Origin of the sequence: Streptomyces radicis (genome assembly GCF_003626575.1) — a bacterium.
In the GTDB taxonomy this organism is placed as follows: domain Bacteria; phylum Actinomycetota; class Actinomycetes; order Streptomycetales; family Streptomycetaceae; genus Streptomyces; species Streptomyces radicis.
On record NZ_RBDY01000001.1, the window covers coordinates 247,199 to 266,159 of the forward strand.

Annotated in this window: 20 protein-coding genes and 4 tRNA genes; 15 read left to right on the forward strand and 9 right to left on the reverse strand. The window is 74.5% G+C overall.

The features are described from left to right. Positions 1-26: 26 nt before the first annotated feature. Both D7318_RS01110 and D7318_RS01115 read right to left on the reverse strand, forming a co-directional pair. Positions 27-485: a hypothetical protein gene (locus D7318_RS01110; RefSeq protein WP_408055430.1), complete on the reverse strand. Its 459-nt coding sequence runs from the start codon at positions 483-485 to the stop codon at positions 27-29. Beyond that, entirely contained in the window at positions 454-831 is a 378-nt protein-coding gene (locus D7318_RS01115; protein WP_120694901.1) for a hypothetical protein, read from the reverse strand. The genes D7318_RS01110 and D7318_RS01115 overlap by 32 nt, the downstream gene beginning before the upstream one ends. A gap of 373 nt (positions 832-1,204) precedes the next feature. Here D7318_RS01115 and D7318_RS01120 point away from each other — a divergent pair, with 373 nt between their 5' ends. The 9 genes from D7318_RS01120 to D7318_RS01160 all read left to right on the forward strand — a co-directional run bounded on the left by D7318_RS01120 (position 1,205) and on the right by D7318_RS01160 (position 11,878). Further along, on the forward strand, positions 1,205-2,218 hold the full coding sequence (locus D7318_RS01120) for a methionine ABC transporter ATP-binding protein (RefSeq protein WP_120694902.1): 1,014 nt from the start codon (positions 1,205-1,207) through the stop codon (positions 2,216-2,218). Next, a complete protein-coding gene (locus D7318_RS01125) occupies positions 2,215-2,886 on the forward strand; it encodes a methionine ABC transporter permease (RefSeq protein ID WP_120694903.1) in 672 nt (223 codons plus the stop codon). The genes D7318_RS01120 and D7318_RS01125 overlap by 4 nt, the downstream gene beginning before the upstream one ends. 33 nt (positions 2,887-2,919) lie before the next feature. Further along, positions 2,920-3,795 (forward strand): MetQ/NlpA family ABC transporter substrate-binding protein, encoded by an 876-nt coding sequence (locus D7318_RS01130; RefSeq protein WP_120694904.1) that lies wholly within the window; start codon positions 2,920-2,922, stop codon positions 3,793-3,795. 109 nt (positions 3,796-3,904) lie between these two features. Continuing rightward, a complete protein-coding gene (locus tag D7318_RS01135; RefSeq protein WP_120694905.1) occupies positions 3,905-4,516 on the forward strand; it encodes a GNAT family N-acetyltransferase in 612 nt (203 codons plus the stop codon). A 214-nt stretch (positions 4,517-4,730) separates the two neighbouring features. Then, entirely contained in the window at positions 4,731-5,357 is a 627-nt protein-coding gene (locus D7318_RS01140) for a glycoside hydrolase domain-containing protein (RefSeq protein ID WP_120694906.1), read from the forward strand. Between the two features lie 87 nt (positions 5,358-5,444). After that, the gene (gene cbiE / locus D7318_RS01145; protein WP_120694907.1) at positions 5,445-6,683 is read left to right on the forward strand and encodes a precorrin-6y C5,15-methyltransferase (decarboxylating) subunit CbiE; all 1,239 of its coding nucleotides are present in this window, start codon (positions 5,445-5,447) and stop codon (positions 6,681-6,683) included. A gap of 229 nt (positions 6,684-6,912) precedes the next feature. After that, on the forward strand, positions 6,913-9,639 hold the full coding sequence (gene cobT / locus D7318_RS01150; RefSeq protein WP_329604546.1) for a nicotinate-nucleotide--dimethylbenzimidazole phosphoribosyltransferase: 2,727 nt from the start codon (positions 6,913-6,915) through the stop codon (positions 9,637-9,639). Positions 9,640-9,857: 218 nt separating this feature from the next. Further along, on the forward strand, positions 9,858-11,063 hold the full coding sequence (gene cobA / locus D7318_RS01155; RefSeq protein WP_120694909.1) for a uroporphyrinogen-III C-methyltransferase: 1,206 nt from the start codon (positions 9,858-9,860) through the stop codon (positions 11,061-11,063). Continuing rightward, on the forward strand, positions 11,060-11,878 hold the full coding sequence (locus D7318_RS01160; protein ID WP_120694910.1) for a TrmH family RNA methyltransferase: 819 nt from the start codon (positions 11,060-11,062) through the stop codon (positions 11,876-11,878). The genes cobA and D7318_RS01160 overlap by 4 nt, the downstream gene beginning before the upstream one ends. Positions 11,879-11,921: 43 nt before the next feature. Here the strand turns inward: D7318_RS01160 and D7318_RS01165 are convergent, their stop codons facing one another. After that, entirely contained in the window at positions 11,922-12,980 is a 1,059-nt protein-coding gene (locus tag D7318_RS01165; protein WP_120694911.1) for a serine/threonine-protein kinase, read from the reverse strand. Between the two features lie 332 nt (positions 12,981-13,312). Here D7318_RS01165 and D7318_RS32580 point away from each other — a divergent pair, with 332 nt between their 5' ends. Next, positions 13,313-13,480 carry a hypothetical protein gene (locus tag D7318_RS32580; RefSeq protein WP_183091236.1) on the forward strand — a complete coding sequence of 56 codons (168 nt, stop codon included), beginning with the start codon at positions 13,313-13,315 and terminating at the stop codon, positions 13,478-13,480. Between the two features lie 221 nt (positions 13,481-13,701). Here the strand turns inward: D7318_RS32580 and D7318_RS01170 are convergent. The 4 genes from D7318_RS01170 to D7318_RS01185 form a co-directional block, all read right to left on the reverse strand. Then, positions 13,702-13,773 (reverse strand) — tRNA-Val (locus D7318_RS01170). A gap of 43 nt (positions 13,774-13,816) precedes the next feature. Beyond that, positions 13,817-13,888: transfer RNA gene (locus D7318_RS01175), tRNA-Val, on the reverse strand. A gap of 1 nt (position 13,889) precedes the next feature. Further along, positions 13,890-13,960 (reverse strand) — tRNA-Cys (locus tag D7318_RS01180). Between the two features lie 22 nt (positions 13,961-13,982). Continuing rightward, positions 13,983-14,055 (reverse strand) — tRNA-Gly (locus tag D7318_RS01185). A gap of 120 nt (positions 14,056-14,175) precedes the next feature. Between D7318_RS01185 and D7318_RS01190 the strand changes: the two genes are divergently transcribed. The 3 genes from D7318_RS01190 to D7318_RS01200 are packed head-to-tail and all read left to right on the forward strand — an operon-like array spanning position 14,176 to position 16,971. Continuing rightward, positions 14,176-15,270, forward strand: a complete 1,095-nt coding sequence (locus D7318_RS01190) for a chorismate-binding protein (RefSeq protein ID WP_120694912.1) — start codon at positions 14,176-14,178, stop codon at positions 15,268-15,270. Continuing rightward, entirely contained in the window at positions 15,245-16,069 is an 825-nt protein-coding gene (locus D7318_RS01195) for an aminotransferase class IV (RefSeq protein ID WP_120695210.1), read from the forward strand. The genes D7318_RS01190 and D7318_RS01195 overlap by 26 nt, the downstream gene beginning before the upstream one ends. A 59-nt stretch (positions 16,070-16,128) precedes the next feature. After that, positions 16,129-16,971: a GNAT family N-acetyltransferase gene (locus D7318_RS01200; RefSeq protein ID WP_120694913.1), complete on the forward strand. Its 843-nt coding sequence runs from the start codon at positions 16,129-16,131 to the stop codon at positions 16,969-16,971. Here the strand turns inward: D7318_RS01200 and D7318_RS01205 are convergent. Continuing rightward, positions 16,953-17,471 carry a DsbA family protein gene (locus D7318_RS01205; protein ID WP_120694914.1) on the reverse strand — a complete coding sequence of 173 codons (519 nt, stop codon included), beginning with the start codon at positions 17,469-17,471 and terminating at the stop codon, positions 16,953-16,955. The two genes, D7318_RS01200 and D7318_RS01205, sit on opposite strands and share 19 nt — an antisense overlap. A gap of 84 nt (positions 17,472-17,555) precedes the next feature. Here D7318_RS01205 and D7318_RS01210 point away from each other — a divergent pair, with 84 nt between their 5' ends. Together D7318_RS01210 and D7318_RS01215 are read left to right on the forward strand one after the other, a co-directional pair. After that, positions 17,556-17,975 carry a hypothetical protein gene (locus D7318_RS01210; protein ID WP_120694915.1) on the forward strand — a complete coding sequence of 140 codons (420 nt, stop codon included), beginning with the start codon at positions 17,556-17,558 and terminating at the stop codon, positions 17,973-17,975. Positions 17,976-18,075: 100 nt separating this feature from the next. After that, positions 18,076-18,273 carry a hypothetical protein gene (locus tag D7318_RS01215; protein ID WP_230423233.1) on the forward strand — a complete coding sequence of 66 codons (198 nt, stop codon included), beginning with the start codon at positions 18,076-18,078 and terminating at the stop codon, positions 18,271-18,273. Between the two features lie 120 nt (positions 18,274-18,393). On the opposite strand, the gene D7318_RS01220 is transcribed toward D7318_RS01215, so the two are convergent. Further along, positions 18,394-18,807: an SsgA family sporulation/cell division regulator gene (locus tag D7318_RS01220; RefSeq protein WP_003959770.1), complete on the reverse strand. Its 414-nt coding sequence runs from the start codon at positions 18,805-18,807 to the stop codon at positions 18,394-18,396. Positions 18,808-18,961: the final 154 nt, after the last annotated feature.

Genomic DNA, 18,961 nt, shown 5'->3' on the forward strand with positions numbered 1-18,961 from the left:
TGGCATCCGCTCGGGCCCGCCCCGCGTCACGCGGGGCCGGGCCCGGCCCTCCTCAGCCACAGCAGCCCCGTGACCGGCAGGATCAGCGGGAAGAAGACATAGCCGAGGCCGTAGTCCGACCACACGGTCGCGTCGGGGAACGCCGAGGGATCGATGAGCGACCACGTCCCCACGGTCAGCACGCCCACCAGCTCGGCCGCGCACGCCACGAGCGCCACGCGCCGCGCGCCCTCCCCGCCCCGCACCAGCGAGACGGTGATGAACGCGTAGACCAGCGCGGCCACCGCCGAGAGCACATACGCCAGCGGCGCCTCGTCGAAGCGCGTGGTCAGCTGGTACACCGAACGGGACGCCGCGCCCACGGTGAAGACCCCGTAGAGCGTGACCAGCAGCCGCCCGGGCCCGTGCCTCAGATCGGGACCCGCGGGCTTCGCGGTCCGTTCCGCCGTTCCCTCAGCCACCGCCGGTGCCTCCCGCCCACACATCCGCGAGCCTCAGCTGGAGCACGGCGAGCACCAGGGCGCCCGCGGCGACCGTGGCCGAGCCCCAGCGGCTCCGTTCGCCCAACGCCACCACCCCGACCACCGGCAGGCACAGCGGGATCGAGACGAGGTACGAGACGAAGACCGCGGTGCCGTCGCCCGCGGGGCGTTCGCCGTTCGACAGCCGCGCCAGCGCGATGACCAGCTGCGCCAGCGTGAGGAGCAGCACCAGCGCCATCCCGAGGTAGTGCCAGTCCTTGACGGGCTGGCCCCGCAGCGCCGCGTATCCGCACCAGAGGGCCAGCAGCAGCGCGGTCACCCCGACGGTCACGGTCAGTGGCGTGAGCATGCGCCGACTCTAACGGGCCCACGCCGCGCGCCCGTGGGCCGGGGGCGCCTCGTCGGGCGGCGGGCGTTGGCGACGTGGCGTTGGCCACACCACCACTGTCCGCTACGGGGGCGGAGGGGAACGCGTGTTTTACTGGTGCGTATGACCACGACGAGCAGCCGTTTCCGGTCGGCCCTGGCAGCCCCGATGCCCGGCGCTCGTTGTTGTTGTCGTATGTGCGACCGCTGAGGGCCCATGACACCCGGCACCACGCGCCCCTGAGCGACCCCGCCCGTCCCTGATCCCCCTGCCACGCCTCGTCGTGCCCCCGCGTGCGCGCCCGCGCGCCCGTGATCCCGCACGCCCTGGCGCGAGAGAGCCATGGATTCCCTCTGTGATCACCATCAGTGACCTGACGAAGGTCTATCGCGCGCGCGGCCGCGACGTCACCGCGCTCGACGGCGTCAGCCTCCATGTCGAGCCCGGCGAGGTGCACGGCGTCATAGGCCGCAGCGGAGCGGGGAAGTCCACCCTGATCCGCTGTGTCAACCAGCTGGAGCGCCCCACCTCGGGCACCGTGACCGTCGAAGGGCGCGACCTGACCGCCCTCGCGGGCAAGGGCAACAGGGCGGGCCGTCCGCTGCGCCGGGCCCGTGGCGGCATCGGCATGATCTTCCAGCACTTCAACCTCCTCTCCTCGCGCACCGCCCAGGGCAACGTCGAACTCCCGCTGGAGATCCAGGGACTCGGCCGCCGCGAACGCGCCCGCAAGGCCCTCGAGCTGCTCGACCTCGTCGGCCTCGCCGACCGGGCCCGCGCCCACCCCGCCCAGCTCTCCGGCGGACAGAAGCAGCGCGTCGGCATCGCCAGGGCCCTGGCGGGGGACCCCAAGGTGCTGCTGTCCGACGAGGCCACATCGGCCCTCGACCCCGAGACCACGGGCTCCGTGCTGCGCCTGCTGCGCGACCTCAACCGGCAGCTCGGCCTGACCGTCCTGCTCATCACCCACGAGATGGACGTGGTCAAGACGGTCTGCGACTCGGCCTCGCTCATGGAGGACGGCCGCCTCACCGAGTCGGGCCGCGTCGACGACCTCCTGGCCACCCCGGGCTCCCGGCTCGCCCACGCGCTGTTCCCGCTCGGCGCCGCCGACCGCGGCCCCGACCGCACGGTGGTCGACCTGACCTTCCACGGCGAGGCGGCGGGCGCCCCTGTCATCTCCCGGCTCGCCCGCGTCCACGGCCTCGACGTCTCGATCGTGGGCGCCACCGTGGAGACCGTCGGCACCCGCCAGATCGGCCGCATGCGCATCGAGCTGCCGGGCCCCGCCGAGAAGAACGCCGCCCCCCTCGCCTTCCTGCGCGACCAGGGCCTCACCGTCGAGCTGCCGGGGGAGGAGCCCCGATGACGTGGGACGAGATGCGGCCCCTGCTCGAACAGGGCACGATCGACACCCTCTACATGGTCGGCTGGGCCACCCTCTACGCCCTCATCGGCGGGCTCCCGCTCGGCGTCCTGCTGGTCCTCACCGACCGCGGCCGCCCGCTGGCCAACGTCGTGGTCAACCGGGTCATCGGCGTGATCGTGAACATCGGCCGCTCGCTGCCGTTCATCATCCTCATGGTCGCGCTGATCCCGTTCACGCGCTTCGTCGTCGGCACCGCCGTCGGCCCCACCGCGGCCGTCGTGCCGCTCGCCATCGGCGCCATCCCGTTCTTCGCCCGCCTGGTCGAGACGGCCGTCCGCGAGGTCGACCTCGGCCTGGTCGAGGCCGTGCAGGCCATGGGCGGCTCCACCTGGACCGTGGTCCTCAAGGTGCTGCTGCCCCAGGCCCTGCCCTCCCTGGTCGCCGGGCTGACCACCACCGTCATCGCCCTCATCGGCTACTCCGCCATGGCCGGCGCCGCGGGCGGCGGCGGCCTCGGCACCCTCGCCCTCACCTATGGATACCAGCGCTTCGAGAACGGCTTCATGCTCGCCACCGTCGTCGTGCTGATCGTCATCGTCACGGCGGTGCAACTGCTCGGGGACGGCATCGTCCGCCTCCTGCACCGCCGTGAACGCTCCACCGGCTGAACCACGCCACCACCCGAAAGGCAAGAACCCGCCATGCGCAGCACCCGCACCCTCCGCACCACCGGCACGGCCATCGCCGCCACCGCGGCGCTCGCCCTCGCCCTGACCGCCTGCGGCACCGACTCCGACCCGGACACCGGCGGCGGCGACGGCGGCGGCGAGAGCTCGGAGGACGCGCCCCTGAACGTCGCCGCCGGCCCCGTCCCGCACGCCGAGATCCTGAACTTCGTCCGCGAGAACCTGGCCGAGGAGGCCGGACTCGACCTGGAGGTCACCGAGTTCACCGACTACGTCCTGCCCAACACCGCCCTCGACTCCGGCGAGGTGGACGCCAACTTCTTCCAGCACAAGCCCTACCTCGACGACTTCAACGAGAACCAGGGCACCGACATCGTCCCCGTGATCAACGTCCACCTCGAGCCGCTCGGCCTCTACTCCAACACCCTCGAAAGCGCCGACGCCCTGGCCGAGGGCGACACCATCGCCGTTCCCAACGACGCCACCAACGAGGGCCGCGCGCTCAAGCTCCTCGCGGACAACGGCGTCATCGAGCTCGCCGACGGCGTCGGCGCCGAGGCCACCCTGGCCGACATCACCGACGACCGCGGCCTGTCGTTCGAGGAGCTCGAGGCGGCCACCCTGCCCCGCGCCCTCGACGACTTCGACGCGGCGATCATCAACGGCAACTACGCCCTCGAGGCGGGCATCACGCCCGCCGACGACGCCCTGGTCATCGAGGACTCCGAGGGCAACCCCTACGCCAACTTCCTCGCCGTCAGGGCGGGGGACGAGGACGACCCCCGCGTCACCACCCTCGCCGAGCTGCTGAACACCGACGAGGTCAGGCAGTTCATCGAGGACACCTACCAGGGCTCCGTGGTCCCCGCCTTCGGCGCGCCCGCGGCCTGACCCGCCGTCATCACCCGACCGGGCCCCGTGAGGGGCCCGGTCACCGGTCCCGCGCACGCCCCGCCCATACTGCATGCTGTCCCCCCGTAACCCCGGCAGGGAGAGGCGCATGACATCCACCTTCCCCGACATCTCCATCAGCACCGACCGCTTGGTGCTGCGCCCGTTCGAGGAAGCGGACATCCCCGAGCTCACCGCGATGATGAACGACGAGCTCACCGCGGCCTGGACGTCCGTGCCCATCCCGTACACCCACGCGGACGCGCGGCGTTGGATCGCGGGCCACGCCCCGGCCGAGCGCGTCCAGGGCCGCGGCATCGTCTTCGCCGTCGACGAGCTGCTCACCCACCGGCTCGTCGGCAGCGTCCACCTCATGAACACCAACTGGCACGCGCTGTCCACCGAGGTGGGCTACGTCGTCGCCCCCTGGGCCAGGGGCGAGGGCTACGCCGCCGAGTCCGTCCTGGCCACGGCCCACTGGCTGTTCCACGACCAGAAGTTCGAACGCCTCGAGCTGCGCACCGCCGCGGGCAACACCGCGTCCCAGCAGGTCGCCCAGAAGATCGGCTGCGTGAGCGAGGGGGTGCTGCGCAACGCGCTCATAGTCCGCTCGAGAACGGAGGACGGCGGCTGGACGGACATCCGCACCGACCTCATCGTCTGGGGCCTGCTCCCCGAGGACCTCGAGGACGCCCCGCCCGTCGAGTACAGCGCGGGATGAGTCCGGCGTCGCCGAGTCCGAGTCCGGGGGCGATCAACCCTTTTCATCCGGGCGGCGGTTCGCGTCCACCTTCGGGCCCGATCGTGGCCACCGTGTGACGGCGACGCGTACGGCAACACGTTCCCCGGCGCCGCCGTGCCGTTCGGCATGGTCCAGTCGAACCCGACGACCTACCGGCCGGGCCGAACATCCGCGACTACTACCCGGGCTCCTGATGGAGGACCTCGACGCGGGCGCGTACACCCAGACGGGCAACCACCTCTCCAACCAGCCGGCGTTCAGCACCCCGTGGGTCTACAACTGGCCGCGCGTCCCCGAGAGGACGACCGACGTCCTGTACCGCGCGGTCGACGAGATGTACGACACGACCCCTTCGGGCCTTCCCGGCAACGACGACCAGGGCGCGCTCAGCGCGTGGTACGTCTTCGCCACCATCGGGGTCATGCCGACGATCTACGGCACGGGCGACCTCGTCGTCAGCGGCCGCGTCATCACCATCGACGCGCCGGGCGCGGGTCCCGAGGCGCGCTGCACCACGGGCCTGCGCGTCAACCACGGGCCGCGGAGCGAGTCCTGGGTCGACGCGGCGTTCGTCCGCTCCGGCGGCACCCTGACGTTCGAGATGTCGGACACCCCGGGCGACTGGGGCACCGACGAGGACGACGTGCCGCCCTCGTCCACCGAGGGGATGAACGCCCGCAACAGCGTGGGCACCTCGCCCGACGGCGACCGGCGCGTGGAGTCGGTGATCCTCCCCGAGGGCACCGACCGGGGCATCACGCACATCGTCGACGTCGCGCTGATCGAGGACCACGACACCCGGCCCCGCCCGCGCCCGTGAGCACCCGGTGCACCGCGATCGCCGGAAACGGATTAGGCTCGACGCCGTCCCCGACGTGCGAGCGAGTCCTACAGGAGCAGCCCGACCATGGCCGACCGCGTCACGGTGATCGGATGGGACGGCTCCCCGCTCGACCCCGCCGCCCGCGCAGCGCTCCATGCGGCGACCCTGGTGGCAGGCGCCCCCCGCCACCTCGACCTGCCCGAAGTCCCCCCGCACGCCGAGCGCGTGCGCCTGGGCAGCGTTCCCCTCGCCGCGCGCCGCATCGCCGCCCACCGGGGCACCGCCGTGGTGCTGGCCGACGGCGACCCCGGCTTCTTCGGCGTCGTACGCGACCTGCGCGACCCGGCCCACGGCCTCGAGGTCGAGGTCGTCCCCGCCGTCTCGGCCGTCGCCGCGGCCTTCGCCCGCGCCGGGATGCCCTGGGACGACGCCCGCGTCGTCGTCGCCAACCGCCGCACCCTGCGCCGCGCGGTCAACGTCTGCCGCGCCCACCCCAAGGTCGCCGTCCTCACCTCGCCGGGCGCGGGGCCAGCCGAGATCGCCCTGCTGCTCGGCCAGGTGCACCGCACGTTCGTCATCTGCGAGGCCCTGGGCACCGAGGCGGAACGGGTCTCCGTCCTCACGTCCGACACCGTCTCCCAGCACCGCTGGACCGACCCCAACCTGGTCATCGTCATAGGCGGCAGCGGCACCACCCAGTCCGCCGACACCAGTTGGCTGGCCGGGCTCGACCCCGCCGCCTCGGGACAGCCCCGCGGGATCGGCCTCGAACGCTCCACCTATCTGCCGTCCGCGCCGGGGGGCGCGCCGGAGGGCGCGGGGCGCGACCGCCGCCTGCGCGCCCTCCAACTGGCCGCGCTCGGCCCCGGCATGGGCGACCTCCTGTGGGACGTGGGCACCGGCGACGGCATCTGCGCCGTCGAGGCCGCCCGCCTCGGCTCGGCCGTCATCGCCGTCGACCGCGACGCCCAGGCGTGTGCGCGCGCGGAGACCGCCGCGCGCCGGTTCGGGCTCCAGGTGCACGCCGTCCACGGCGTCGCGCCCCAGGTCCTCGAAGACCTGCCCGAGCCCGATGTGATCCGGGTCGGCGGGGGAGGGCGGCGCACGTTGGCCGCCTGCGCCGACCGCCGCCCGCAGCGCCTGGTGACCCACGCGATGACGCGCGATCAGGCCGAGGCGGCCGGGCGGGTGCTGGCAGAGGCCGGCTACACGGTCGAGTGCACCCTGCTCCAATCCGTCGAACTGGAGACCGTGGACTGGTCGGAACGCGGCAGGAGCGTTGTCTTTCTGCTCGTCGCCAGTCGTCTGCCGACACCCCGGTGACAAACCGGGATCATCCGGGGCCACTCGTCCACCCGTGATCAGCGCGGGGTGTCGGCCCAGGTAGGCTCATGGATCGTTGTGCCGTCAGCCGGACTTGATGTTTCGTCCATCAATGTCCGGGGTTGGAAGGAGCACGTGCGATGGGCGAGGTGGACGCATGACGGACCCCGGCCAGATGCCGGAAGGGGCGCCGCAGCCGGAGCCGGCGGGCGGACCGACGGAGCGACCGGTGCCGCAGCCCGGGGTTCCTGGCCCCGCCGTCTATCCCTTCCCCGGCCAGCCCGACGAGGCGGGCGACGCCGAGGAGGAGGACCTGCTGATGCCCGGCGCGAACGGCGCGTGGGGCGACGCCACGATCGCGCCCCGCCCGCGCGCCGTGGCGGCCGAGCCCGGCACCCAGCGGCTCGCCGCCGTTCCCCCGCCGGGACCCACCCCCACCGAGCCGGAGTATCTGGACATCGCCTCCCAGCAGCCGCAGCCCCCGCAGCCCCAGCCGCAACAGTCGCAGCCCGTTCAGGCCGCCACGCCGCCGCCCGCCCCCGAGCCGGTCCCCGCCCCGCCCGTCGTGGCGGCCGCCACGCCCCCCGGCGGGGTGCCGACCCCCGCGCCCGCGCCCGCCCCCCAGGAGCAGGCGCCCCCCGCGCAGCCCGAACCCGCGCCCGCGGAGCCCGAGTCCGCCCCCGCCGCGCCCCCGCCCGCCCCCGTGCCCCCGGCTCCCGAGCCCGCCCCGGCGCCCGCGCCCGCGCAGGAGGCGCCGAGCGCCCCCCCGCCCAGCCCGCTGCCCGGCTCCCTGCCCACCCCGCCCGGCGCGTGGCAGCCCATCGCCCCCGCCGCGCCCGAGCCCGAGGCCGCGCCCGTGGCCCCCGAGCCGCAGGCCCCCGCCCCCGCCGCCGAGACGCCGCCCCGGCCCCAGGCCGCCGAGCCCGTTCCGGCGCAGGTGGAGCCCGTTCCGCCGACGGCGCCCGCCCCCGAGCCCGTTGCCCCCGAGCCCGTTGCCGCCGTGCCCGCGCCCCGGAGCGCGCCCTCGGCGCCCCCGCCCCCCGCCGCGGAAGCCGCGCCCGCGGCACCCGAGCCCGCGCCCCAGCAGGCCCCCGCGCCCGCCCCCGCGGAACACGCCCCCGAACAAGCCCCCGCGCCCGCGCAGGAGCCCGCGCCCGCCGCCGAGCAGGCGCCGGCGCCCACCCCGGCGCCCGAGTCCGCGCCCGCGCCCCCGGAGCAGGCACCCCCCGCGCCCGCCTATCCCGAGCCCGAGCGCGAGGCCGTTCACCGCCTGATGCGCGAACGCCGCGACATCCACCGGGGCTTCCGCCCCGACCCCATCCCGCACGACGTCCTGCTGCGCGTCCTCCAGGCCGCCCACACCGCCCCCAGCGTCGGCCTCTCCCAGCCCTGGGACTTCCTGATCATCCGCTCGCCCGAGACCCGCGCCACCGTGCACGAGCTCGTCGAGCGCCAGCGCGAGGCGTACGCCAGCTCCCTCCCCAAGGCCCGCGCCAAGCAGTTCAGGGAGCTGGGCGCCGAGGCCGTCGTGCAGGCCCCCGTCAACATCGTCGTCACCGCGGACCCCACCCGCGGCGGCCGCCCCACGCTCGGCCGCCCCGCCCAGCCGCAGACGGCCCCCTACTCCTCGGCCCTCGCGGTGGAGAACCTCTGGCTCGCCGCCCGCGCCGAGGGCCTGGGCGTCGGCTGGATCAGCTTCTTCGACGAGCGCGAGCTGGTCCGCGCCCTCGACCTCCCCGAGCACCTGGAGATCGTCGCCTACCTGTGCGTCGGGCACGTGGACGCGTTCCCCGCCGATGGCGAGGCGGTCGACCGCGGCCCCGCGCAGCGCCGCCCGCTCTCGTGGGTCGTCCACGAGGAGGCGTACGGCCGCCGCGCGCTTCCGGGTTCCGAGCCCCACGACCTGCTCAGCGAGACCCTCGCCGAGATCCGCCCGCTCGACGCCCAGGCGCTCGGCGAGGCGTGGGAGCGCCAGAAGCGGATGACCAAGCCCGCCGGCGCGCTGGGCGCCCTCGAGGTCATCTCCGCCCAGCTCTGCGGCCTCTCCCGCTCGTGCCCCCCGCCCCTCCCCGAGCCCGCGGCCGTCGCCGTCTTCGCCGGGGACCACGGCGTCCACGCCCAGGGCGTCACCCCGTGGCCCCAGGAGGTCACCGCCCAGATGGTGGGCAACTTCCTCGGCGGGGGAGCGGTGTGCAACGCCTTCGCCGCCCAGGTCGGCGCCGAGGTCTGCGTGATCGACGTCGGCGTCCGCGCCGAGCTGCCGGGCGCCACGGGGCTGGTGCCCCGCAAGGTCAGGCCCGGCACGGGCGACATCACCGAGGGCCCCGCCATGACCCGCGACGAGGCGCTGCGCGCCCTCGAAGTGGGCATCGAGACCGCCCGTGACCTGGTCGCCGGCGGCAACCGAGCGCTGCTCACCGGCGAGATGGGCATCGCCAACACCACCGTCTCCGCCGCCCTGGTCGCCGTCTTCACCGACGCCGAGCCCGCCGAGGTGACGGGCCGCGGCACCGGCATCGACGACGAGACCCACGCCAGGAAGGTCGACGTCGTCCGCCGCGCCCTGGCCCGCCACGAGCCCGACGCCACCGACCCGCTCGGCGTGCTCTCGGCCGTCGGCGGCCTCGAACACGCCGCCCTCACCGGGCTGATCCTCGGCGGTGCCTCCCTGCGCGTCCCCGTCATCCTCGACGGCGTCAGCGCGGGCGCCGCCGCCCTCGTCGCCCGCGCCATCGCCCCCGAGGCGGTCTCCGTGTGCATCGCGGGCCACCGCAGCGCCGAGCCGGGCCACCAGGCGGCGCTCACCGCGCTCGGCCTGCGCCCCATGGTCGACCTCGACCTGCGCCTCGGCGAGGGCACGGGCGCGCTGCTCGCCCTCCCCGTGGTGCAGAGCGCGGCCCGGGCGATGCGCGAGGTCGCGACGTTCGACGGAGCCGGGGTGACGGAGAAGAGCTGAGCCCCGGCCCGGCGATCCTCTTCGGCCCGCGCTCCTCCGGACTCCCTCCGGGAGGTGCCCCCACGGCACGAGCCGCGATCCGGCGCCCGCCGGGGCACCGCGTCCGGCGTCCAGGACCGGTCGTCGAAGTCCGTCCTGACAGGGCCTAGTGTGAGGGCCCTGGCGGGTCGCACCCGCGTTCGACAGGTCTGTTCCCCCGCGAGGAGTCACCCCAAGCGATGCCCACCCACCCCGCTTACCCCGTCGGCCTGCGGCTCTCGGGCCGCCGCGTCCTGGTGCTCGGCGGCGGCACCGTCGCCCAGCGCAGGCTGCCCGCGCTGCTCGCCGCGGGCGCCGACGTCCGGCTGATCGCCCCGGAGGTCACCCCGTCCGTGCAGGCCATGGCGGACGCGGGGGAGTTCGTCTGGGAGCGCCGCGGGTACCGCGCGGGCGACCTCGAAGGCGCCTGGTACGCCCTGATCGCCACCGACGACCCCGAGGTCAACGCCGCCGCTTCCGCCGAGGCCGAGGAGCGCCGCGTGTGGTGCGTGCGCAGCGACGACGCCGAGGCGGCGACCGCGTGGACGCCCGCCACGGGCCGCAGCGACGGCGTGACCGTGGCGGTGCTCACGGGCCGCGACCCCCGCCGTTCCGCCGCCGTCAGGGACGCCGTGGTCGAGGGCCTGCGGGACGGCACGCTCGGCGCGCCGCGGCACCGCGACCGCGTTCCCGGCGTTGCCCTGGTGGGCGGTGGCCCAGGCGATCCCGACCTGATCACCGTGCGGGGGCGCAGGCTGCTCGCCGAGGCCGACGTGGTGATCGCCGACCGGCTCGGCCCCCGCGACCTGCTCGACGAGCTGCCCCCGCACGTCGAGGTCATCGACGCCGCCAAGATCCCCTACGGCCGCGGCATGGCCCAGGAGGCGATCAACGCCGCGCTCGTCGGGCACGCCAGGGCGGGGCGTTCCGTGGTCAGGCTCAAGGGCGGCGACCCCTATGTCTTCGGCCGCGGCAAGGAGGAGGCGCTCGCGCTCGCCGAGGCGGGCGTCGCGGTGACCGTGGTCCCCGGCGTCACCAGCGCCATCAGCGTCCCGGCCGCCGTCGGGATCCCGGTCACCCACCGGGGCGTCGCCCATGAGTTCACCGTGGTCAGCGGCCATCTCGCGCCCGGCGACCCCCGCTCCCTGATCGACTGGCCCGCCCTCGCCGCCCTGCGCGGAACGCTCGTGCTGCTGATGGCCGTCGAGCACGCCGCCGCCATCGCCGCCACGCTCGTCGCCCACGGCCGCCCGCCCCACACCCCCGCCGCCGTCGTCCAGGAGGGCACCACGGCGGCCCAGCGCCGCGTCGACGCCACCCTGGGCACGCTCGCCCGCCGCATCGATGAGGAGAACGTGCGCCCGCCCGCCGTGATCGTCATCGGCGACGTGGTGAACGCCGGATGACCGCGCCGGCCCCCGTCCCCGTCGACGACCCCGACGACCCCAGGCTCGCCGACTACACCTCGCTCACCGACGTCGCCCTGCGGCGGCGCGTCGAGCCCGCCCTCGGCCTCTTCATGGCCGAGGGCGAGAAGGTCATCCGCCGCGCCCTGCACGCCGGTTACCCCATGCGCTCCATGCTGCTGACCCCGCGCTGGGCCGAGGCGATGGGCGACCTGGTCGAACGCGCCGACGCCCCCGTCTATGTCGTGAGCCCGGCGCTCGCCGAACGCGTCACCGGCTTCCACGTCCACCGCGGCGCCCTCGCCTCGATGCACCGCACCCCGCTCCCCGAGCCCGGCGACCTGCTCGCCACCGCCCGCCGCCTCGTCGTCCTCGAGGCCGTCAACGACCACACCAACGTCGGCGCCGTCTTCCGCAGCGCCGCGGCGCTCGGCATGGACGCGGTGCTGCTCTCGCCCGACTGCGCCGACCCGCTCTACCGGCGCTCGGTCAAGGTCTCGATGGGCGCGGTGTTCTCGCTGCCCTACGCCCGGCTCGACCGGTGGCCCGGCGGCCTCGCGGCGGTGCGCGACGCGGGGTTCACGCTGCTGGCCCTCACCCCGGCCGAGGGCGCGCGGGACATCGCGGAGGCCGTCGCGGCCGACCGGGACGCCCGCGTGGCGCTGCTGCTCGGCGCCGAGGGCGACGGGCTCACCCCGCGCGCCCTGGCCGCGGCCGACGCCCGCGTGCGCATCCCCATGGCGCACGGCATCGACTCACTCAACGTGGCGGCGGCGGCAGCGGTCGCCTGCTACGCCCTCGCCCACCCCCGCTGAACACCCCGTTGAACGCCCGGCTGAACGCCCCGCGCGGCGCCGCTCAGAGCGGTCCCTGGCAGCCCTGCGCCGCGGCGACGCCGAGCGCCACGAGGAGCGTCACCGTGATGAACACGACGAGCCGCTGCCGCAGCAGCTTCCTGTCCACCGGGCGCCGCGCGCGCTGAGCGGGCCGCGTCCGGCTCCCCGCGGGGGCCGTCCGCGTGCCCGGCTGCCGGGGCGCCGGCGCGCGCACCGGCGCGTTCGCCCGTGGGTGGCTCGCGGTGGACTGCGTCGCGCCCCGCGCCTCACGGGCGGCGATCTCCTTGAGCCGCAGCGACAGCTGGAGCGTGCTGGGCCGCTCCGTCGGCGACTTGGCCAGGCACGAGCGCAGCAGCGGCGCCAACGCGGCGGGCACACCCCGCAGTTGGGGCTCCTCGTGCACCACGCGGTAGAGCATCACCTCCGAACTCCCCTGGCCGAACGGGGAGTCGCCGAGCGCCGAGTACGCCAGCGTGGCACCGAGCGAGAAGACGTCGCTCGCGGGCGTCACCGGCTGCCCGCGCACCTGCTCGGGCGCGAGGAAGCCGGGGGAGCCCACCGCCGTTCCGACATGGGTCAGGGTGCTGGCCCCCGTGGCCCACGCGATGCCGAAGTCGATGATCCGCGGGCCCTTGGGGGACAGCAGGATGTTGGACGGCTTGAGGTCCCGGTGCACCACCCCGGCCTCGTGCACGGCGACCAGGCCCTCGGCGAGCGCCGCGCCGATCGCGGCGGTCTCCGCGGCGGAGAGCGCCCCCTCCTCCATCACCTTGTCGTGCAGCGAGGGCCCCGGCACGTACTGGGTGGCGAACCACGGCCGTGTGGCGTCGAGATCGGCCGCCACGAGCCGCGCCGTGCAGCCCCCGCGGATCCGCCGGGCCGCGGACACCTCACGCGCGAACCGCGAACGGAACTCCTGGTCCTCGGCCAGATCCGGCCTGATCACCTTGAGCGCGACCCGCTGCCCGCGCCGGTCGGAGCCGAGGTACACGACCCCCATGCCGCCGGCCCCCAGCCGCCGGTGGAGCCGGAACGCTCCGACGACTCGCGGGTCCTCGCGCCGGAGCCGCATCATCGCCATGTCCACCTCGCTGCCCCGTGCTTGTGATGAGCCACAGCTTACGGACTGCGCGGCCCGAGCAGCGATAAGGCCGCGCGCACGCCCCCCACGCGCACCAGCGGGTTGACGCGCCGCACCCCTGGGGGAAAACCCCGGCTCCCGCACCCGGACCTCCACCCTGGGGAGTAGCCCGGTGGCGCGCTTCTCATCCTGGGGGATGCCCCGAGGTCAGTACGCCGGGCTGACGTCCCGGAAGGTGCCGCCCGCCTAATGTATGGATCAAGCGGCGGGCGCAGCACTCGTCCCCCGAGGTCACCCGCCCGCCGCCCCAATCCCACGACAGGAGTGGACAGATGGCGCGCATCGCGGCACGGACCGGCACTGCTCGGCCCGAGCGCCGCCACCCGCTGGTGGCGACGGCCATGGTGCTGCCTCTCGCCCTCGTCCTGGCCGTGGCGATCGGCGGCGTCGAGGCCGTCATGACACAGGCGTCGTCCGTGGCCGGCATGCTGGGGCGCTGAGCGGCGCCCCAGGCCCGGGAGAGCGGCCCGGGTCGGGGACACCGGCTGACAGCCCCGTGGGGACGGGGGTGAGGCGGACGGCCAAGGGCCCGGACAGCTGGGGAGCTGTCCGGGCACCAGTCTGTTCACGGCACGACGACGGCGCGCGACGCGGCACGACGGAGCACGTCCGGGCACATGGGAAGAGGCCGGGGAGCGTGAGCTCCCCGGCCTCTGGGCTGTGCGCGATACTGGGATTGAACCAGTGACCTCTTCCGTGTCAGGGAAGCGCTCTCCCGCTGAGCTAATCGCGCGGGCCCGGAGCCGGGGCTCCGGGGCGGGTCCTCTCGGACCCCGTGGACGATACTGGGATTGAACCAGTGACCTCTTCCGTGTCAGGGAAGCGCTCTCCCGCTGAGCTAATCGTCCGAGGTGGAGACGGGATTTGAACCCGTGTAGACGGCTTTGCAGGCCGTTGCCTCGCCTCTCGGCCACTCCACCGGATGGGGGCGGGCCCCCTTCGAGCGGACGACGAGATTCGAACTCGCGACCCCCACCTTGGCAAGGTGGTGCTCTACCAACTGAGCTACGTCCGCAGTGCTTGTCCCCGCCGCCACTTCCGTGACCCGGCGACGTCATGAACTTTAGCGGATCCGCCCCTCAGCTCAAACTCGGTATCCCCGCAACCCCGCGGAGGCCCGCCTAGAATCGCACGTGTGCACGACCTGCCCCCGCTCGCCCGCCTCGGCGGGCTCCTCGCCACCGACCTGCGCGACGTGACCGACGACCCGGCCGCGCTCGACTCCACCGGCTGGTGGGCGGTGGTCCACACCTACGAAGGGCGGCTGATCTGCGCCAGGTTCGCCGACGTCCGCCCCGCGCCCCCACCCCCCGCCGTCCCAGGGCGCTGGCGCTGGCGCGGCCCGGCCCCTGGCGACTGGACCAGCTCGCTCGACCGCGGCGCCTACATCGCGGGCGTCGAGCGCGTCCGCGCGCACATCGCGGCGGGCGACGTCTACCAGGCCAACCTCTGCCGCGTCCTGGCCGCGCCCCTGCCTGCCCCGGCCGACATCGACGCGCTCACCGCGCTGCTCGCCGCCCGCAACCCCGCGCCGTTCGCCGGCACCGTGCGCCTGCCCGCGCACGGCGTCGCCGTCGCGACGGCCTCGCCCGAGCTGTTCCTGCGCCGCCGCGGCCGCACCGTGGAGTCCGGCCCCATCAAGGGCACCGCACCCACGCCCGAGCTGATGCTGCCCAAGGACCGCGCCGAGAACGTCATGATCGTCGACCTGGTCCGCAACGACCTCGGCCGCGTCTGCGCCCCCGGCACCGTGACCGTTCCCCGCCTGTGCCACGTCGAGCACCACCCCGGGCTCGTCCACCTGGTCTCCACCGTCCGCGGCGAGCTCGCGCCGGGCGCGGGCTGGGCCGAGCTGCTCGCGGGCACGTTCCCGCCGGGATCGGTCACCGGCGCCCCCAAGTCGAGCGCCCTGCGCGTCATCGACGACCTGGAGCCCGTGGAACGCGGCCCCTACTGCGGGGCGGTCGGCTGGATCGACGCCGACCGCGGCGCGGGCGAGCTGGCCGTCGGCATCCGCACCTTCTGGATCGACACGGGAGGCGCGGGCGAACGGGCCCGCCCCGTCCTGCGGTTCGGCACGGGCGCCGGGATCACCTGGGACTCCGACCCGGCGGGGGAGTGGGCCGAGACCGAGCTCAAGGCCGCGCGCCTGGTCGGGGTAGCGTCTACGGGAGGGCAGCCCCGCGAGTTCGAAGGGATCCGACATGGCGCTGATCTGGCTGGACGGTGAGCTGCGCGACGCCGACAGCGCGCGCGTCTCCGTCTTCGACCACGGACTGACCGTCGGCGACGGCGTGTTCGAGACCATCAAGACCGAGGAAGGGCGCCCGTTCGCCCTCACCCGCCACCTCGACCGGCTCGCCGTCTCGGCCGCGGGGCTCGGCCTGCCCGCGCCCGACCTCGACGACGTGCGCCGGGCGTGCGCCGCGGTGGTGAAGGCACTTCCGCTGCCCCTCGGCCGCCTCCGCGTCACCTACACAGGGGGCGTCGGCCCGCTCGGCTCCGACCGCGGCCAGGCGCCGCCCACCCTCGTGGTGGCCCATGTCGAGGGCGCCCGCCTCCCCGAGTCCACCGCGGCCATCACCGTCCCGTGGCCGCGCAACGAGCGGGGTGCGCTCAGCGGGCTCAAGACGACCTCCTACGCGGAGAACGTCATCGCCCTGGCCCGCGCCCGTCAGGCGGCCGCGTCCGAGGCGCTGTTCGGCAACACCGCGGGCCACCTGTGCGAGGGCACGGGGAGCAACGTGTTCGTGGTCATCGACGGGGAGTTGCACACGCCGCCGCTCTCCTCGGGCTGCCTCGCCGGGGTCACCCGCGCGCTGGTCGTCGAGTGGTCGGGCGCCAAGGAGACCGAGCTGCCGCTCGGCGTCCTGCGCGAGGCCGACGAGATCTTCCTGACCTCCACGGCCCGCGACGTCCAGGCCGTCCGCCGCGTCGACGACCGCGAACTGCCCGGCGCACCCGGCCCGGTGACGGCCGAGGCGCTGCGCGTCTTCCGCGAGCGCTCGGCCGCCGACATCGACCCCTGACCGCTCCGCGCGGAAAATGGGGTGGCTCACGTCACGTTTCACGGGGTATTGATCAGCGGATGACGACCACATTGCGCCCCGCGGGTCCCGAGGAGAGCGGCGCGGACGGCCTCCGCAGCCGCCCGTTCGACATCAGGGTCAACGGCCGCCGCGCCGGCGCGCTCCGCCTCACCGTGTACGCCACCGAAGGCGATGTGTTCGGGCGGATCGCCCAGCTCGAGATCGCCCCCGACGACCGCCGCCGCGGCCGGGCCACCGTTGCCGCGCTCGCCGCCGAGGAGGTCCTGCGCGGCGAGGGCTGTCGTCAGGTCGTGGCCTCCGTACCCGCCGCGGCGGGCGGCGCGTTGGAGCTCGCCAGGTCGCTCGGCTATGTCGAACGCAACCTCAACATGGCCAAGGAGCTGCCCGAGCGCCCCCCTTCGCTGCCCCCCGGCCTCGTGGCCCGCGCCATGACGGGGCCGGAGTTCGAGGACTGGCGCGTCGAGGCGCGCGAGCGCTATGTGCGCGAGTGGGTCGAGCGCGGCGTTCCCGAGACGACCGCCGAGGAACGCGGCCGCTCCGCCCATGCCACGTTGCTCCCCGAAGGGCTCGCCACCGAGCGCGCGGCCCTGCGCGTGCTGACCCACGAGGACCTCCCGGTCGGCACGCTGTGGCTCTCCACCGACCCCGAGCGGCTGCCGCACGGCGCCGACGCCTACGTCTTCTCGGTGGCCGTGGACGAGAAGCACAGGGGCCGCGGCCACGGCAGGGCGCTGATGCTCGAGGCCGAACGCCTCACGCGCGCCGCGGGCGGCCGCGTCCTGGGGCTCAACGTCTTCGCGGGCAACACCCCGGCCCTGCGGCTCTACGCCTCACTCGGCTACCGGCCGGTCGAGCACCACCTCTACAAGCCGCTCGGCTGACCCAGCAGCGACTCGGCGATCCCGGCGATCCGCTCGCGCAGGCCCTCCTGGCTCCTGCCGCCGTCCAGGCGCGTGCCGCCGATGACATAGGTCGGCGTGCCGGTGACCCCGAGCGCCTCGCCCTCGGCCTGGTCCGCGTCGACCATGAGCATGTGCCGCCCGTCGATCAGCGCGGTGTCCACCTCGTCGGCGTCGAGACCGAGATCGCGCGCGACCTCGAGCAGCACCTCGACGCCCCGCGCGCCGAGGTCCGCGGTGCGGGCGAGCAGCGCCGTCCAGTACGCGTCGCCCCGGCCCTGGGCATAGGCCTCCTCGGCCGCTTGGGCGGCGGCGAGCGCGTGCGGGTGGCTGCCGAGCGGGAAGTGGCGGCGCCTGATCTCCAGGGCCTCCCCGAACCGCTCACGCAGGGCGAGCAGGTCGGATTCCGCGCGGTGACAGTCGGGACACTGGAGGTCGCACCACACGTCCAGCACGGCGCGGCGGCCGGTCGTCTCGTTCATGGGCCCCAGTCTCGCACCCCGAGATTCCCCTGATCCGCGCCCGAGGCCATGGCCTTACGGAGGGCGGCGGGGCAGGATGGAAAGATGTTGATCGGCACTGTCTGTACCCTTCTATCCGCCGCGGGCCTGGGGGTCGCCTTCCTGGTGGCGCGCCGGAGGCGCTACGCGCTGGCGCTGCGGACCGCCGCCGTGGCCCTGCTGCCCGTGGGCCTGGCGATGACGGGCGTGGTGCGCTTCGTGGTCAATATGACCTTCAACCCCGTGGCCTGGGCGGGCTTCGGCGTGCTGGCCTGCGCGGTGCTGCTGTTCCTCTCCGGCCGCCTGGCCGATGGCCGAGGGCGTGGCGCCGCCGCGGGCTCCGCCCCCGAGGTCAGGGCCGTGCCCGGCGGCGCCACGCCCTCGTTGCCCGGCTCGAGGGGCGCGGGCGGAAAGGCCAAGGGCGCCGCAGCCGACCCCGACGACTTCTCCGACATCGAGGCCATCCTCAAGAAACACGGCATCTGATCGGACCGTGACACGGGCGGGTCGACATTCCGTATAACGTTGCACAAATGCGACGTGTTGATCGCGGAGGACCCCCCGCCTGCGCCATGATCACGACGACATGGCGCACATCACCAGGGAGCCGACTCCCGACTCAAGCGGCGGGCCGCCCCCCGCCGCCCCGCAGGACACCGCACCCGGCGCCCCCGAGGGCAACGGCTGCCTCTTCGCTCTCTCCCAGCCCCCGCTGATGCTCTTCCTCACCGTCATCGGCGCGCTGCTGCTCATCGCGGGGGTGCATGACCAGTTCCTGCTCTGACCCCCGCACGTACGACGGCGCCGCCGCGGCCCTGGGGCCACGACGGCGCCGTGCGCCACGCGTATCGCCGGTCCCGCGCCGTCGCCCCGAGTCAGACGGCGTTGAGGGACCGGCGGGTCTCTAACTCTCCGCCAGGATGTGCGAGAGCTCCGTATCGAGGTCGAAGTGCCGATGCTCGGTGCCGGGTGGCACCGCGGCGTCGGTCCGCTTCAGGAACGACTCGAGGGCGCGGGCCGGAGCCTCGAGAAGCGCCTCGCCCTCCGGTGAGCTGAGGGCGATGCAGACGACTCCCTGGCCATGGCTCCGGGAGGGCCACACCCGGACGTCGCCGGTGCCCGTGGGGCGGTGCAACCCTTCGGCCAAGAGGTCTCGGGCGAAAACCCATTCGACGGTTTCTTCGGCTCCGGTGTGAAACGTGGCGTGTACGGCGTAGGGGTCCGCCGTGTCATACCGCAGCCCCGCGGGTACAGGAAGTGAGGACTCGCTCGATACAACGAGGCGCAGGTGCAGCTCGCAGCTGACCGTGGTGTTCATAAGCGCCAGGGCCTTTCGCTCAGTGTGCGCTCGGGGATTCGCACGTCGGCCAAATCGAGATGCCACGTACGCGTCGGTTGTAAACCCCTCTGCCCTAATTATGGCCTTTAACATCATTCCAATGGGGGAGCTGCGATATGGGTTATAGCAGGAG

What these genes read in the sequence shown, in the direction of transcription:
- D7318_RS01110 (WP_408055430.1), bottom strand. Translation starts at nt 485, where the DNA reads ATGTGTGGGCGGGAGGCACCGGCGGTGGCTGAGGGAACGGCGGAACGG.
- D7318_RS01115 (WP_120694901.1), bottom strand. Translation starts at nt 831, where the DNA reads ATGCTCACGCCACTGACCGTGACCGTCGGGGTGACCGCGCTGCTGCTG.
- D7318_RS01125 (WP_120694903.1), top strand. Translation starts at nt 2,215, where the DNA reads ATGACGTGGGACGAGATGCGGCCCCTGCTCGAACAGGGCACGATCGAC.
- D7318_RS01130 (WP_120694904.1), top strand. Translation starts at nt 2,920, where the DNA reads ATGCGCAGCACCCGCACCCTCCGCACCACCGGCACGGCCATCGCCGCC.
- D7318_RS01135 (WP_120694905.1), top strand. Translation starts at nt 3,905, where the DNA reads ATGACATCCACCTTCCCCGACATCTCCATCAGCACCGACCGCTTGGTG.
- D7318_RS01140 (WP_120694906.1), top strand. Translation starts at nt 4,731, where the DNA reads ATGGAGGACCTCGACGCGGGCGCGTACACCCAGACGGGCAACCACCTC.
- cbiE (WP_120694907.1), top strand. Translation starts at nt 5,445, where the DNA reads ATGGCCGACCGCGTCACGGTGATCGGATGGGACGGCTCCCCGCTCGAC.
- cobA (WP_120694909.1), top strand. Translation starts at nt 9,858, where the DNA reads ATGCCCACCCACCCCGCTTACCCCGTCGGCCTGCGGCTCTCGGGCCGC.
- D7318_RS01160 (WP_120694910.1), top strand. Translation starts at nt 11,060, where the DNA reads ATGACCGCGCCGGCCCCCGTCCCCGTCGACGACCCCGACGACCCCAGG.
- D7318_RS01165 (WP_120694911.1), bottom strand. Translation starts at nt 12,980, where the DNA reads ATGGCGATGATGCGGCTCCGGCGCGAGGACCCGCGAGTCGTCGGAGCG.
- D7318_RS32580 (WP_183091236.1), top strand. Translation starts at nt 13,313, where the DNA reads ATGGCGCGCATCGCGGCACGGACCGGCACTGCTCGGCCCGAGCGCCGC.
- D7318_RS01195 (WP_120695210.1), top strand. Translation starts at nt 15,245, where the DNA reads ATGGCGCTGATCTGGCTGGACGGTGAGCTGCGCGACGCCGACAGCGCG.
- D7318_RS01200 (WP_120694913.1), top strand. Translation starts at nt 16,129, where the DNA reads ATGACGACCACATTGCGCCCCGCGGGTCCCGAGGAGAGCGGCGCGGAC.
- D7318_RS01205 (WP_120694914.1), bottom strand. Translation starts at nt 17,471, where the DNA reads ATGAACGAGACGACCGGCCGCCGCGCCGTGCTGGACGTGTGGTGCGAC.
- D7318_RS01210 (WP_120694915.1), top strand. Translation starts at nt 17,556, where the DNA reads ATGTTGATCGGCACTGTCTGTACCCTTCTATCCGCCGCGGGCCTGGGG.
- D7318_RS01215 (WP_230423233.1), top strand. Translation starts at nt 18,076, where the DNA reads ATGGCGCACATCACCAGGGAGCCGACTCCCGACTCAAGCGGCGGGCCG.
- D7318_RS01220 (WP_003959770.1), bottom strand. Translation starts at nt 18,807, where the DNA reads ATGAACACCACGGTCAGCTGCGAGCTGCACCTGCGCCTCGTTGTATCG.